11 protein-coding genes and 2 pseudogenes are annotated in these 13,477 nt (G+C 68.1%); 5 read left to right on the top strand and 8 right to left on the bottom strand.

The window, feature by feature from the left end:
- Positions 1-75: 75 nt before the first annotated feature.
- A pseudogene (locus AC3ENO_RS05885) lies at positions 76-450 on the bottom strand (EamA family transporter); the annotation flags it as partial.
- Positions 451-567: 117 nt separating this feature from the next.
- Here AC3ENO_RS05885 and AC3ENO_RS05880 point away from each other — a divergent pair.
- Entirely contained in the window at positions 568-1,320 is a 753-nt protein-coding gene (locus AC3ENO_RS05880; protein WP_434969683.1) for a glutamine amidotransferase, read from the top strand.
- Here AC3ENO_RS05880 and AC3ENO_RS05875 read toward each other — a convergent pair.
- The 3 genes from AC3ENO_RS05875 to AC3ENO_RS05865 are packed head-to-tail and all read right to left on the bottom strand — an operon-like array spanning position 1,286 to position 4,336.
- Positions 1,286-3,055, bottom strand: a complete 1,770-nt coding sequence (locus tag AC3ENO_RS05875; protein ID WP_434969682.1) for a hypothetical protein — start codon at positions 3,053-3,055, stop codon at positions 1,286-1,288. The two genes, AC3ENO_RS05880 and AC3ENO_RS05875, sit on opposite strands and share 35 nt — an antisense overlap.
- Before the next feature lie 46 nt (positions 3,056-3,101).
- Entirely contained in the window at positions 3,102-3,518 is a 417-nt protein-coding gene (locus AC3ENO_RS05870; protein WP_434969681.1) for a DUF2809 domain-containing protein, read from the bottom strand.
- Between the two features lie 26 nt (positions 3,519-3,544).
- Positions 3,545-4,336: an SDR family NAD(P)-dependent oxidoreductase gene (locus AC3ENO_RS05865; RefSeq protein WP_434969680.1), complete on the bottom strand. Its 792-nt coding sequence runs from the start codon at positions 4,334-4,336 to the stop codon at positions 3,545-3,547.
- Between the two features lie 115 nt (positions 4,337-4,451).
- Between AC3ENO_RS05865 and AC3ENO_RS05860 the strand changes: the two genes are divergently transcribed.
- Complete coding sequence (locus AC3ENO_RS05860) at positions 4,452-4,919, top strand: MarR family winged helix-turn-helix transcriptional regulator (protein WP_434969679.1); 468 nt, start codon at positions 4,452-4,454, stop codon at positions 4,917-4,919.
- 51 nt (positions 4,920-4,970) lie between these two features.
- Here AC3ENO_RS05860 and AC3ENO_RS05855 read toward each other — a convergent pair whose 3' ends face one another.
- Positions 4,971-6,587, bottom strand: coding sequence for an FAD-dependent oxidoreductase (locus AC3ENO_RS05855; RefSeq protein WP_434969678.1), 1,617 nt, complete (start codon positions 6,585-6,587; stop codon positions 4,971-4,973).
- 75 nt (positions 6,588-6,662) lie between these two features.
- Between AC3ENO_RS05855 and AC3ENO_RS05850 the strand changes: the two genes are divergently transcribed.
- A complete protein-coding gene (locus AC3ENO_RS05850; RefSeq protein WP_434969677.1) occupies positions 6,663-7,217 on the top strand; it encodes a helix-turn-helix domain-containing protein in 555 nt (184 codons plus the stop codon).
- Positions 7,218-7,260: 43 nt separating this feature from the next.
- A pseudogene (locus AC3ENO_RS05845) lies at positions 7,261-9,010 on the top strand (DEAD/DEAH box helicase).
- Positions 9,011-9,036: 26 nt separating this feature from the next.
- On the opposite strand, the gene AC3ENO_RS05840 reads toward AC3ENO_RS05845, so the two are convergent.
- Entirely contained in the window at positions 9,037-9,948 is a 912-nt protein-coding gene (locus tag AC3ENO_RS05840) for a L,D-transpeptidase (RefSeq protein ID WP_434969676.1), read from the bottom strand.
- Positions 9,949-10,097: 149 nt separating this feature from the next.
- On the opposite strand from AC3ENO_RS05840, the gene AC3ENO_RS05835 reads away from it, so the two are divergent.
- Entirely contained in the window at positions 10,098-11,348 is a 1,251-nt protein-coding gene (locus AC3ENO_RS05835; RefSeq protein ID WP_434969675.1) for an IS256 family transposase, read from the top strand.
- 474 nt (positions 11,349-11,822) lie between these two features.
- Here the strand turns inward: AC3ENO_RS05835 and AC3ENO_RS05830 are convergent, their stop codons facing one another.
- Complete coding sequence (locus AC3ENO_RS05830) at positions 11,823-12,293, bottom strand: YflT domain-containing protein (protein WP_434969674.1); 471 nt, start codon at positions 12,291-12,293, stop codon at positions 11,823-11,825.
- Positions 12,294-12,339: 46 nt separating this feature from the next.
- Positions 12,340-13,224: a M48 family metalloprotease gene (locus AC3ENO_RS05825; protein WP_434969673.1), complete on the bottom strand. Its 885-nt coding sequence runs from the start codon at positions 13,222-13,224 to the stop codon at positions 12,340-12,342.
- Positions 13,225-13,477: the final 253 nt, after the last annotated feature.

Genomic DNA, 13,477 nt, shown 5'->3' with positions numbered 1-13,477 from the left:
TCCACCGACCAGTCCTGAGACGAGCACGACGCCGACGAGCGCGATCGCGGTCGCCACCGCCCAGCGCACGGTCGGCATCCGCCGACGGATGAGCGCGTCGAGGACGCCCGTGACAATCGGCGCGGATCCGAGCGCGATGACGGTGCCGACGGCCACGCCGTTCAGGCGGGTGCCGGCGAAGAAGGCCGGTTGGTAGGCGAGGACGCCCATGACGCCGACAGCGACGATGATCCACGCGGGGGCGCGGTACGTCGCCGCAGCACCGAGACGTGGTGCGCGCGGCATCCGGGATCGTGTCGCCAGTGCGACCGCGCCGAGGATCCCGCCGCCGAGCAGGATGCGTGCGGCACCGATCGACAGCGGCGACGCGTCCACGTCTGCGAGCGCCTGAGCCGTGCCGGTCGTCGCGAAGCAGAGTGCTGCAAGCAGCACCGCAATCACTCCCGACATCCTGAAATTGTTACACAATGTTCCCTTCGGCGCGGTCGATGCCAGCGGCTCCGCATTGGATCTTTCCCGGGTTCGCGCCGCTCGATTGGATGTCTCCAGCGTCAGGGAGGAGCGCAAGTGAACCGAACCGAGACTCAGGACCGCCAGGCGGACACCAACGCGTCCGACCGCGCCGTCGCGGTTGTGCTGCGACATGTGGCGTTCGAGGACGCGGGGACCTGGGGCGAGGTCCTTGAGGGTCACGGGTTCGAGCTTCGCTATCTGCGTGCCGGAGTCGACGCGCTCGACGCGGGCGCTTTCGCCGGGGCCGACCTCCTCGTGATCCTCGGCGGACCGATCGGCGTGCACGATCGTGACGCCTACCCGTTTCTCGACGACCAGATGCGCTCGATCGCGTCGTGGATGAGCGTCGGGGCACCGACACTGGGCATCTGCCTGGGCGCGCAGATGATCGCGACCGTCCTCGGTGCGCGCGTCCACCCCGGTGCCGCACCGGAGTTCGGCTTCGCGCCGCTCAGCCTCACTGCCGCCGGGCGGTCCAGCGTTCTGTCGGCACTCGACGGGGTTCCGGTGCTGCACTGGCACAGCGACGTCTTCGAGCTCCCCGACGAGTGCGTGAGCCTCGCGCAGACCGAACACTGCGGCGCTCAGGCGTTCACGGTCGGCGACCACGTCCTCGCCCTGCAGTTCCACCCCGAGGCCGACCCCGCGCGCATCGAGGAGTGGCTCATCGGACACGCCGTCGAACTGGCATCACACGGCGTCGATCCGCGCACCATCCGAGGCGACGCGGCTCGCTACGGCGAGCGCCTGCGCACGGCGTCGACGGACATGCTCAGGAGGTGGCTTCGCGGCCTGCCGCGGGAGTAGCAGCCGACTCATCCGCGCTCGGGGGCAGGAGGGATTCGAGCACGACGTCTGCGTCGGACTGGAAGATGCGGGTGTCTGCGCTCCGGGTGCCGATTCCGGATGCTCGGTGCTCCAGTGGCGGGAGGGTGCCCGGTGACGAGACCCGCACGCACACTCGACCGGTGTCCGCGATGGCGAGCGTGACTGTCGCCTCGCCAGCCCCCGAATGCTTGACGGCGTTCACGAAGGCCTCGGTGACCACCTCGGCCGCCCGCTGGTCGGTGTCTCGATCTCGCAGCGCCGCGCGCGCATCGTCCGACGCGATGTAGAAGATGTCGAGCACGGCTCGCCACGCCGAGATCACCCGGCCGAGGGAACCGAGTGGACCATGGCGGGATCCACGCCCGACCTCGATCTCACTCACCGGCCCCTGCATCCGATCGAACGCGTCGTCGGTTCTCTCCCGGAACTGCGCCACCTCCCTCACGGTGGGCTGACGTTCGTCGGCCTGCGCGGCGAGGATGACGCACTGGCCCTGGACTCCGCCGTGCAGGATGCCGACCGCGTGGCGCAGCGGATCGGATGCGCGTGCACTCTCGAGAGCGACATCCCGCGCCGCGGTGGCGAGCATCTGCTGCGAGCGCAGGGCGGCCAGGTGGGCGGAACGCAGGGCATCCACGCAGACCGAGACGACGATCGCAAGCCCCGGGATCACCACGATCCCGACGAGTCCGATCATGCCGATGTGCGGCAGCAGAGCCAGCGACATTGCGGCGACCGCGACGCCTGCCAGCATCCACACGAGCAGAAAGAGCGCAGGTCGCGAACCGGCGCCCGGCTTGGGGAGCACGCGGCCCGTCACGAAACCCGCCGCAAGGTCGATGACCACGAGTCCGACAAAGCCCACGACCGCGACCCAGATCCCGCCGTTGAACAGGGAGAACGGAAGGGTCGCGATGCCGTACACGGCGGCGATCACCAGGGGCGGCGGCCGCATGAGGCGCTCCGAGACGGTTCGGCGCGGTTCGGCGGGCCTGACGACCGGCTCGGATGCGGGCGCTGACGCGTCAGCCTCGTCAGCGCGCGCCTCAAGGAGGTGGCTTTCGCGGCGCACTTGTTCGGCGTAGGCGCGCACGATCTCGAAATCGATGGGGCGGGCGAGCATGACGTTGCGGGAAGCCCGAAGGCGCTGCGCCGTCGCCGCCAGCACGGCATCCACCTCCGCCGCCTCCTCATGGGCACGCTGGAGCCGGGCCCGCATCGGCGCGAGCGCACTCTCGAGCCGCGTCACAATGGCGCGACGACGGCCATACTCGGACAGCGCAATGCCCACGAGGGAGAACATCGCGAGCCCGGAGACGATGTTGGTGACCGCGCGCGGCCCGAAAGCACCGGTCGTGCTGACATCCCAGAGCCAGCGACTGATCGCGTCGTTGAGCGGTGTCCGGAGCGTGCAGAGGGTCAGCAGCGTCGCGAGCACGATGACGCCGCGAGCGGGTCGCGACCTCAGTCGCCGCTCCGCGAAGACCGCCGGCATCGCGAGGATCACCAGCGCAATCCATCCGACGGCGCCGACGACCATGCCCTGCAGGTAGCCTTCGACCGAGGCGCCGTGGATCGTCGGAACGCCCACGATGACGGCGAGGATGAACGAGAGGAACGTGCTCCACCGGTTGAAGAACGCGCCGTCAGTGACAGCACGCCACCAGATCGCGACGAAACTCCGTACGCGCAATCGCTCCCACACCTCGCTCACCCCAGACCCAGATCCACACCACGCTAGCGGCGGCGGCTGGGAAGCGTCAGTGCCCTTTGTCCCGGAGGCGTCCGATCCCCGCATCCGTCGCGGTCACGGCGACGATCGTCACCACGTACACGACAAGGTCTCGAGGGTCGAAGACGGTCCCGAGGACGAGCATGGCGGGCGGGAACGCCGCGCCGGCGGCGAGCGGCAGGCCCGTGAGCTGGAACAGTTCGATGCCCACGCACCAGGTCACGGCGATGGCTCCGACAACGAGCGGGGACTGCCGCACGGCGATCCCGGCAACGAACGCGTACACCGCCGCCGCGTAGAGCGCGTCCCCCGCGATGTCGGTCGCCGCGGTGTCCGGCAGCATCGTGTGGACCGCGAGGCCGGCGATCACCAGCACGGCCAGCGACCCGGCGCAGGCACTCCGTCGGATCAGGATCCAGCGGCCGGCGCCGGCGGAATCTCCCATACGTCCACCGTAGGCCGGAGCGTGACCTACAGCGTCGTCGTGAGCACTCCCCCGTCTGCCCGGAGCGCCGCACCGTTGGTCGCCGACGCGCGCGGACTTGCCAGGTATGCCACGAGCGCGGCGACCTCGGACGGGTCGATGAACCGCTCGAGCAGCGTAGTCCGGTTCTGGCCGATGACGGCATCCTTCACGACATCGACCGGCGCACCTTGAGAACGGGCGATCTCGTCGATCGCGCGAGCGACGCCATCCGAGTAGGTCGGACCACCGAGCACCGTGTTCACGGTGACCCCGGTGCCGCGGGTGCGCTTGGCGAGGCCGTTGCCCAGGGCGATCATCGCTGCCTTCGTGACGCCGTAGTGCACCATGTCGGCGGGCACCGACACTCCCGACTCGCTGCTGATGAACACGATGCGACCCCAGCCGCGCTCGAGCATCCCGGGCAGAAGCGCGCGAGAGAGCCGTACGCCGCTCATGACGTTGACGTCGAAGTAGCGCTGCCACTGTGCATCATCGATGCTCTCGAAGGCATCGAGCCCGAAGAGTCCGACGTTGTTGATCAGGACGTCGACCTGGCCGAGCTGTTCGATGAGGTCACTCACAGCGCTCGCGTCGGCGACGTCCGCGACGATCCCCGACGCCTCGACGGCCGGATGCCGGTGACGAAGCCTGCCGACCGCCTCGTCCACGCCCGAGGCGCTGCGGCCGTTCACGACGACGTCGACTCCCTCGGCGGCGAGGGCATCGGCGATCGCATATCCGATCCCTCCCGTCGAGCCGCTGACGAACGCCGTCATGCCGCCGAGTTGCAGATCCATGGATGCTCCGTTCTGACGCGCGATCCGGTCGGACACGAGTCGATAACTTGCTCAGGAAAGTCAATGCTAGGCGCCATGACTTTCCTGAGCAAGTCAATCGCACTAGGCTTGTCCCATGCGATTGAGTCAGGAGCAGCTCGCGACGTGGGCGTCGCTTGCCACAGTCCTCGAACGCCTGCCCCGTGCGCTCGATGCGCAACTCCAGGAAAGTTGCGGACTGACCCACTTCGAGTACGGCGTGCTGTTCGCCCTCGATACGGCGCCCGAGCGCACCCTGCGCCTGAGCACCCTCGCGGGCTATGCGAACTGCACGCTCTCCCGCCTGTCCCGCGCCTTCACTCGGCTCGAGCGCGCCGGACTCGTCTCTCGCGAAACGGACGCCACGGACGGGCGGTTCACCCTCGGCATCCTGAGCGATGCCGGCCACGACCTCGTGCAGTCAGCGATGCCGGGCCACCACGCCCTCATCCGCGAACTGGTCTTCGCGCCGCTGACGACCGCGGAGGCCGACAGCCTCGGCGCGCTTAGCCGTCGCATCGCCGAAGCGATCGGTCCGGCCGAGATCTGGACGCCGCGTCCGTAGCCACGCGCCACCGAGCCCACCCCATATCCACCGGTTCCCCCGAGGTCCAGATCACCCCTCGAGGCGGACGGCCCGCAGCACGACATCCTCCACATGGTGACTGCTGGCTGCCCCCGCCGGACGCTGCCGCTTCTCGTGCACCTCGATGCGCCAGCTCTCGTCCGTGGCCAGTGCCGCCAGGATCTCGGTGACGCCGACGTAAGCATCCGGGTCGAACATCCGGGTGTGTTCGGCAGGATCACCCGCATCGCGAGCCCACGCCGTGTCGTGCGAGACGACCAGGAGGGTGCCGCCCGGAGCGACCGCCTCGAGCAGGCTCCGCACGCCGCGGCCATCCGGCGTGCGCGTGAACGAGCCGTACTGTAGCGAGACGAGATCGAAGGTCTCCCCTGCGTACGGGTGGACGCTATTGGCGTCGACGTGCCGCGTGCGTACGTCCAGACCGCGGCGCCGCGCCTCCTGCCGGATCCGATCGAGCGCGCGCGACGAGACATCGGATGCCGTGACCTGCCATCCGTTTTCGGCGAGCCAGAGAGCATCTGCCCCCTCCCCCGCGCCGACATCCAGCGCCCGGCCGGGAGCGAGCGTCGAGACCTCCGCGACCAGAGTGCCGTTCGGGTTGCCGCTCCAGATCTGCCCTTCGCCATAGCGGTCATCCCACTCGGCCTCCACGCCCGAGGGACGGGAACCTGCCGCAAGATCCTCGTGAGCGAGGCTGAAGGCGATCTGCGCGCCGACCATGCTGCCGTTCGCGGCGGCGTGGAGCACCTGAAGGGCCGGATCGACGACGTTTCCCGCCGCGAACACGCCCTCGACCACGGTGCGACCCGTGGCATCCGCCGTGAGCACCTCACCCCAGCCGCTGGGGTGAGGAGTCGCGACAAGGCCCAGTCCGGCGAGCGCCTCGACGCGCGCTCGGAATCGCGCGCCGACGAGCACGGCATCCGCAGCCAGGTGCGCGCCGCCCTCCAGCTCGATGCGGAGAGCACCGTCGGCATCCGTGACGCGATCGACCGCCGCCGCATGCACGGGCACACCGGACGCCTCGAGCGCCCGGACAGCGGTGTCGTGGGCATCGACGCCCTCGTGGAGCACGACCGACAGACGGTCGGTGAGGTGCCTCATGAGGGCTGTCGGGTGCAGGTTCAGGGGGTCGGTCACGATCTGCACGACACGCTGGTCGCGCACCTCCCAGCCGTGGCAGAACGGGCAGTGGATGACCGAACGGCCCCAGCGTTCGCGAAGGCCGTCGATCTCGGGTAGCTCGTCGGTGAGCCCGGATGCCACGAGGACCCGCCGTGCGAGCAGCGCGCTCCCACCCGAGAGCTCGACACGGAACAGGTCGCCTTCGCGGGAGACATCGACGACGCGACCCGACAGAACCTCCCCGCCGTAGGAGCGCACTTCCTCACGGCCGATCGCGCGCAACTCGGCGGGCGGAGCGCTCTCGCGGCCGAGGTAGCCGTGCATGTGGTCGGCAGGAGCGTTCCGTGGCGTGCCGTCATCGACGACGATCACCGAGCGGCGCTGCCGCGCCAGCTGTAAGGCACCTGCCAGCCCTGCGGCAGACCCGCCGACGACGGCGACGTCGCAGCGACGCGTCATGGCGGGGGCGGCGGTGTGTGCGTGAGGGACGGCGGCGTGTGCGCGAGGGGTGTCGGTGACCATGCGACGAGCGTACGACCGCCTGCTATAACCGGATGCCATCTTGCGCAATCTGCAAGAGCGACGGATGCTGGATCCATGGCAATCAGCGATGTGGAAGCGCTCGCACGGATGCGGCTGCGCAGCGTCCGGACGACTCTCGGGTATTCGCTCGATGAGGTCGCCGAGCGGAGCAATCTCAGCGCATCGACGATCAGCCGCATCGAGACCGGCAAACGGGCGCTCAGCATCGATGTCCTTGTGCCACTCGCGGAGGCGCTGCAGATCAGCCTCGACGATCTGTTCCACGCCGAAGACGACGATGATGTCGTCATCCGACCGACCCAGCGCAGCTTCGGCGCACGGACGACGTGGGCCCTCAATCGCATCGATGGCCGCACGATGGCGATGAAGATGCGGCTCGAGCCCGAGCCCGAGGTGCCGGCGACACGCGTGCATCCTGGCTTCGACTGGTTCCTCGTCCTCGAGGGCCGCGTGCTGCTGCAGCTCGGCGAGCGACGCATCGAGGTCGCGCAGGGTGAGGCTGCCGAGTTCTCGACCATGACCCCCCACGCGATCAGCGCGATCGACGCGCCTGCAGAGCTCCTGATGGTCTTCGACCGTGAGGGCCAGCGGGCGCACCTGCACCGCTGAGGCCGAATCGCGCTGACACCGCCGAGCGACTAGCGTCACACCCATGGCCTCCTCCTCCGAGCACGTGACCGACGAGGCAGCGCCTCCCCGCGCTGAGCCCGCCTTCTCCGACCTCGGTCTCGACGACGCGGTCATGAAGGCGCTCAAGGATGTCGGCTACGAGACGCCGTCCGCCATCCAAGCCGCGACCATCCCCACACTGCTGGCGGGCCGCGACGTCGTCGGACTTGCCCAGACGGGGACCGGAAAGACCGCCGCGTTCGCGCTGCCGATCCTCTCGCGGCTGGACCTGTCGCAGAAGACCCCGCAGGCCCTCGTGCTCGCACCCACCCGCGAACTCGCCCTGCAGGTGTGCGAGGCGTTCGAGAAGTACGCCTCGCACCTGCGCGGCGTCCACGTCCTGCCCGTCTACGGCGGCCAGGGGTACGGGCAGCAGCTCTCGGCGCTGCGCCGAGGCGTACACATCGTCGTGGGAACGCCGGGCCGCATCATGGACCACCTCGATAAGGGCACGCTCGACCTATCGGAGCTGAAGTACCTCGTGCTCGACGAGGCCGACGAAATGCTCAAGATGGGCTTCGCCGAGGATGTCGAGACGATTCTCGCCGACACCCCCCCCCCCCCCGACCAAGCAGGTCGCCCTGTTCTCGGCGACGATGCCGGCGCAGATCCGCCGCATCTCGGCGCAGTACCTGAGCGACCCCGAAGAGATCACGGTCAAGACCAAGACCACCACGTCGGCCAACATCACGCAGCGGTACCTGCTGGTGTCGTACCCGCAGAAGGTCGATGCGCTCACCCGCATACTCGAGGTCGAGAACTTCGAGGGCATGATCGTCTTCACGCGCACGAAGAACGAGACCGAGACCCTCGCCGAAAAGCTGCGCGCCCGCGGATACACGGCTGCAGCGATCAGCGGTGACGTCGCGCAGGCGCAGCGCGAGAGGACGGTCAACCAGCTCAAGAGCGGCAAGCTCGACATCCTGGTCGCCACGGATGTCGCAGCCCGCGGCCTCGACGTTGACCGCATCAGCCACGTCGTCAATTACGACCTACCGATCGACACCGAGTCCTACGTCCACCGCGTGGGCCGCACGGGACGAGCCGGACGCGCGGGAGCGGCGATCAGCTTCGTCACCCCGCGCGAGCGGCGCATGCTGACCTCGATCGAGAGGGCCACGCGCCAGCCCTTGACCGAAATGAAGCTGCCGAGCGTCGAGGACGTCAACGCGACCCGGCTCACACGCTTCGACGACGCGATCACGGCAGCGCTCGCGGATCCGGCGCAGATCGGCATCTTCCGCGACATCATCGCCCACTATGTCGAGCACCACGACGTGCCCGAGGCGGATGTCGCTGCAGCGCTCGCGATCGTCGCGCAGGGCGATACTCCCCTGCTTCTCGAACCGGATGCAGCACGCGAGCCGCGGTTCGCCCGTGGCTCGCAGGACCGACCCGGGCGTGGTGGACGCGACCGCAACGAACGCTCCGATCGCGGCCCCCGCAGCGGAGGCGGACCGCGAACGACCTACCGGATCTCGGTCGGCCGGCGCCAGAAGGTTGAGCCGCGCCAGATCGTCGGAGCCCTCGCCAACGAGGGGGGCCTTCGCCGCGAGGATTTCGGCGCGATCCAGATCCGCCCCGACTTCTCGCTCGTCGAGCTGCCCGCGGATCTCTCGCGTAACACGTTGAGGCGACTCGAGAACACCCGCATCAGCGGCAAGCTGATCGAGTTGAAGCCCGACCGATTCGGCAACTCGGCTAAGCGCGAAGACCGCCCACCGCGCCGCTGACCACCTCCGCGGCATCCGCGCGAGCGTCATTCGCGGATGATGACCGGAGTCCCCAGTGGGAGCGCAGCGAGCGCGTGGGCTGCCGCTTCATCGACGCGCAGGCATCCGTTCGACACTCGACCGGAACGGGTGTCGTGATAGTGGAAGGCGGTGACGGCGACATCGCCGCCGTCGAACCCGTCGAGAGTCGGACTATGCACCGAGAGGTAGGTGATCGGATTGCCCCTCGTGTACGCGAAGGTCGGCTCGGTGCGCACCGTCATGATGAACGAACGACCGAGGGGCGTCGGCGTCGCCTCGACGCCGGACCCGAAGTCGCTGGCGACGCGCTGCCGGTCCGCGCCACGAACGATGTCGATGGTTCGGTCGCCGAGGGAGACCTCGACGACCGCCTCTTGCGCCGTGAACTCGACGTCCTGCGTTCGGAGCCATCCGGTGAGTTGCCCGGAGTTCCCCCCGGAGGGATAGGCCTGGCGGCCCACGAGCATGACCTTCGCCCATGCGTCGTACTGCTCGATCACCGGCACCACGGTGCCGTCGTAGTAGTAATCGCGCGGAAGCGACGCCACCGGAGCGCCACCGGGCTCGGCGAAAACGGGGACCGCGGCGCCCGCCGCTCGAGCGGCGACCCCGGTCAGCTCTCCGAACGGATCGTCGTCGACGGGCAGCTCGGGAACGATAGCGAAGACGGTGACCTCAGGGAGTCCGGCGAGGTCGTAGTCGGTCGTGTCCGCGGCGGGTCCGACCAGGGTGGGTGTCGGCGTCGGCTCGGGTTCGACTGTGGGCGTAGGCGTGGGCGTCGGCGCTGCCGCGAGCGGTTCGCCCCGCCCCGACGCGACGATCGATGCGATGACGAGCGCCGCCGCGACGAGGACACCGGCGACAGCAAGCGCGATCCATCCCGCGTTTCGTCGGGTGAGCGTGCGCGTCGTGGCCATGCATCCATCGTCGGCGCTGACGAAGACCCCCACAAGCGCCGAAGTTGGTGTAGTTCGCGGTGGCCGGTCTCGTCGTAGAGATGGGTGCGGTCACCGTGTAGTTCCCTTCGAGAAAAACTCTCACATCCCACTCGAAAGGCATCTTCACGATGACCGCACCTCATATTGTCGACCCCGCTGGCCTGCTTCAGGAAGCGCTGGGCGACGCGTCTCCCGATCTGATGCGCAGGTTGCTGCAGACAACGATCAACGCGCTGCTGTCCGCCGACGCGGACGCCGTCGTCGGCGCGGAATGGGGCCAACGCTCCACCGACCGGGCGGCGCAGCGCAACGGCTACCGGCACCGCGACCTCGACACCCGGGTTGGGACGATCGACGTCGCGATCCCCAAGCTGCGCTCCGGCACGTACTTCCCCGAATGGCTCCTCGAACGCCGCAAACGCGCCGAGTCGGCGCTGATCACGGTCGTCGCGGACTGCTACCTCGCTGGCGTCTCGACCCGCCGGATGGACAAGCTTGTGAAGACCCTTGGGATCCACAACCTGTCGAAGTCGCAGGTCTCACGGATGGCCGCGGACCTCGACGAGCACGTCGCCCAGTTCCGGCACCGACCCCTGGGGGATTCGGGCCCGTTCACGTTCGTCGCCGCCGACGCGCTCACCATGAAAGTCCGTGAAGGCGGTCGGGTGATCAACGCCGTCGTGCTCGTCGCGACCGGCGTCAACGCCGACGGGCGCCGCGAAGTCCTCGGGCTCCGCGTCGCGACGTCCGAGACCGGGGCGGCCTGGAACTCGTCCTTCGCCGACCTCGTCGCCCGCGGCCTGGGCGGCGTTCGCCTGGTCACCTCCGACGCCCACGCAGGCCTGGTGGAGGCGATCGCGGCGAATCTGCCCGGCGCGGTCTGGCAACGCTGCCGCACCCATTACGCGGCCAACCTGATGAGCGTGACACCGAAGACTATGTGGCCGGCGGTGAAAGCGATGCTTCACTCCGTCTACGACCAACCCGACGCTGCCGCCGTGAACGCCCAGTTCGACCGGCTCCTGGACTACGTCAACGGGAAACTCCCCGACGCGCACGAGCACCTCGACACCGCACGAGCTGACATCCTCGCGTTCACCGGGTTCCCCGAAGGGCTCTGGCAGCAGATCTGGTCCAACAACCCCAACGAGAGATTGAACCGGGAGATCCGTCGCCGCACCGACTCCGTCGGCATCTTCCCCAACCGCGACGCGATCATCCGCCTCGTCGGCGCCGTCCTCACCGAGATCACCGACGAATGGGCCGAAGGCCGCCGCTACCTCGGGCTCGAGATCCTCGCGAAGTCCCGACTCGCCCTCGTCGACAACACCGGCACGGAGGAGGTGAACACCGACAGCACCCTCGAGCTCACCGCCTGAACCATCAACAGATCGAAGGAACCCGAACTACACCACTCCCTGGGGCTTGACCTAGCGCGACAGCGATTGCGATCACGATGGCCACCACAACAGCGACCAGAGTCGCGGCAGGAGACCGCAAGATCATTGAGGTTCTCGAGCGCCACCATCGGGTCCCGGGTACTTCCGACAAGACTCTTTCCTCTCTGTAGGAACACCGCCGCCGGTGCTCCTCGCCACGCGACGTCCCCGCTAGGGCGCAATCCGAACCACCAGGATTCGCTGTGAACAGCCGTCCGGTTTCTGCAGGAGGGTGTCCCCCTTGGCTGCGTCGCAGAAGCATCAGCTCGGCTGGATGAGCGGACGACGCCAAGAGGTCGACGGCGCCCAGCCGCAGCTTGCGGCAGTTGACGCGCACGGCGACGAGCGAGAGCCGTTCGCTTGGACGCGCGGGTTGCGCGCGTACGGGGTTGAGTGGCTGACGAGTTGGCTTGGTTACTGTTGCGGCTGGGCTTCGGCGAGCAACGTCCGGGCCTGTTCGAGATGGTTCGGGCTGGTCATGACGTCCCAGTGTTCAGCGGCGAGTTGCTGTACGGATGAGAAGTCGCGGCCGCCCCTCCAGATGCCGTGCCCTGCGAGACCGAAGATCGCTCCCCAGAGCGCACCGAGGCCGACTGCCCACAGTGCCGTCCAGAGCCAGAGAATCCCTGGCGTGAACAGGGACAGTACGAGTCCGATCAGCAAGCCGAACCATGCCCCGCTCGCCGCGCCGTAGCCGGCGGCGCGAGCGAACGTCATGCGCCCGGTCACCTGCTCTTCGATCCGGACATTCCAGCCGACGATCGAGACGTGCTCAACGGGGAAGTCGGCATCGGCGAGCTTGTCCACGGCGGCCTGCGCGGCCTGATAATCCTCGTAACGGGCGAGGAGTGCACGAGCGGGCGTGGTTGCGTTGTCCTCGGTCATCAGAGTTTCTCCTTTCGAAGGTGCGGTTATCGGTGGTGCGCCATACTCAGCGAATCGACGCCGGGCGTCGGTGATCTCGGCGTTCGTCGGCGAGTTCGAGCAGTCGCCGCACACGTTGAGACGTCGGCGGATGCGTCCGGAACAATCCACCGAGCCCGTCGTCGGCGAGCGGGTTCGCGATCATCAAGTGGGCGTTCGCGGTGGTCGCAGGCGTGCTCACCAGCGGCGCGCTGTGCACGCCTGCCTCGATCTTCTGCAACGCCGCCGCCAACGCGAGCGGATCGTCGGCGAGCTCGGCACCGTCAGCGTCGGCCTCGAACTCGCGAGTACGGCTGATCGCGAGTTGAATAAGTGCGGCCGCGACCGGCGCGAGAACGAGCATGACGAGCGTCGCCAGCGGGTTCGGGGCACCCTCATCGTCGCCGCCCACCGGCAGGAAGAACGCAAAGTTGGCCAGCGACGTGATCACGCCCGCGAGACCGGCGGCCACGCTCGAGACGAGGATGTCTCGATTGACCACATGGGACATCTCGTGCGCGAGGACGGCACGAAGCTCACGCCATGTCAGCAGCCGCAGGATTCCCTCGGTGACGCATACCGCCGCATGACGTGGGTCACGACCCGTGGCAAACGCGTTCGGCTGCGGCAACGGGCTGATATACACCTTCGGCATCGGCACGCCCGCAGCATCCGACAGCTCCCGCACCGTCGCAATGAGAGTGGGCGCCTCCCACTCACCCACGCGACGCGCTCCCATCGCGCGCAGCGCGAGACGATCCGACCAGAAGTAGGCGGCACCGTTCATCGCCAGCGACAAGAGCGCCGCGACCGCGAGGCCCGAGCCGCCAGCGATCGCATACCCTGCTACGAGCATCAACGCGGACAGCGCACCCAACAGGACAGCTGTCTTGAGTCCGTTCCAACGACGCATTGGACATCAACCTCCCCGGCTCATTAAACTTGCGTCGCTACGTGTCAAGTTTAACTTGACTCTGTCTATCCTTCAACTCGATCTGCGAGTAACCTGCTACTCTAGGTGAAGGTTTTCAGGCTCAGTATGTGCAGCACGCAAGCGTTGATCTTGCCCTCGGCTGCGCACCGGTGCCGCGAGGTCCCACCTCGTGCTCCGGAAGTCATCGCAGCAGCGCGGTGGGCGACTTCGAGCAGGCGAGGCATCTGAGGTT

Source organism: Microbacterium sp. bgisy207, from assembly GCF_057706855.1.
This window is presented reverse-complemented; position numbering and strand designations above follow the sequence as displayed.

Excerpts from the sequence above, each read along its gene's own strand:
- AC3ENO_RS05870 (WP_434969681.1), bottom strand. The coding sequence starts at position 3,518 with ATGGGAGATTCCGCCGGCGCCGGCCGCTGGATCCTGATCCGACGGAGT.
- AC3ENO_RS05865 (WP_434969680.1), bottom strand. The coding sequence starts at position 4,336 with ATGGATCTGCAACTCGGCGGCATGACGGCGTTCGTCAGCGGCTCGACG.
- AC3ENO_RS05860 (WP_434969679.1), top strand. The coding sequence starts at position 4,452 with ATGCGATTGAGTCAGGAGCAGCTCGCGACGTGGGCGTCGCTTGCCACA.
- AC3ENO_RS05855 (WP_434969678.1), bottom strand. The coding sequence starts at position 6,587 with ATGGTCACCGACACCCCTCGCGCACACGCCGCCGTCCCTCACGCACAC.
- AC3ENO_RS05850 (WP_434969677.1), top strand. The coding sequence starts at position 6,663 with ATGGCAATCAGCGATGTGGAAGCGCTCGCACGGATGCGGCTGCGCAGC.
- AC3ENO_RS05840 (WP_434969676.1), bottom strand. The coding sequence starts at position 9,948 with ATGGCCACGACGCGCACGCTCACCCGACGAAACGCGGGATGGATCGCG.
- AC3ENO_RS05835 (WP_434969675.1), top strand. The coding sequence starts at position 10,098 with ATGACCGCACCTCATATTGTCGACCCCGCTGGCCTGCTTCAGGAAGCG.
- AC3ENO_RS05830 (WP_434969674.1), bottom strand. The coding sequence starts at position 12,293 with ATGACCGAGGACAACGCAACCACGCCCGCTCGTGCACTCCTCGCCCGT.
- AC3ENO_RS05825 (WP_434969673.1), bottom strand. The coding sequence starts at position 13,224 with ATGCGTCGTTGGAACGGACTCAAGACAGCTGTCCTGTTGGGTGCGCTG.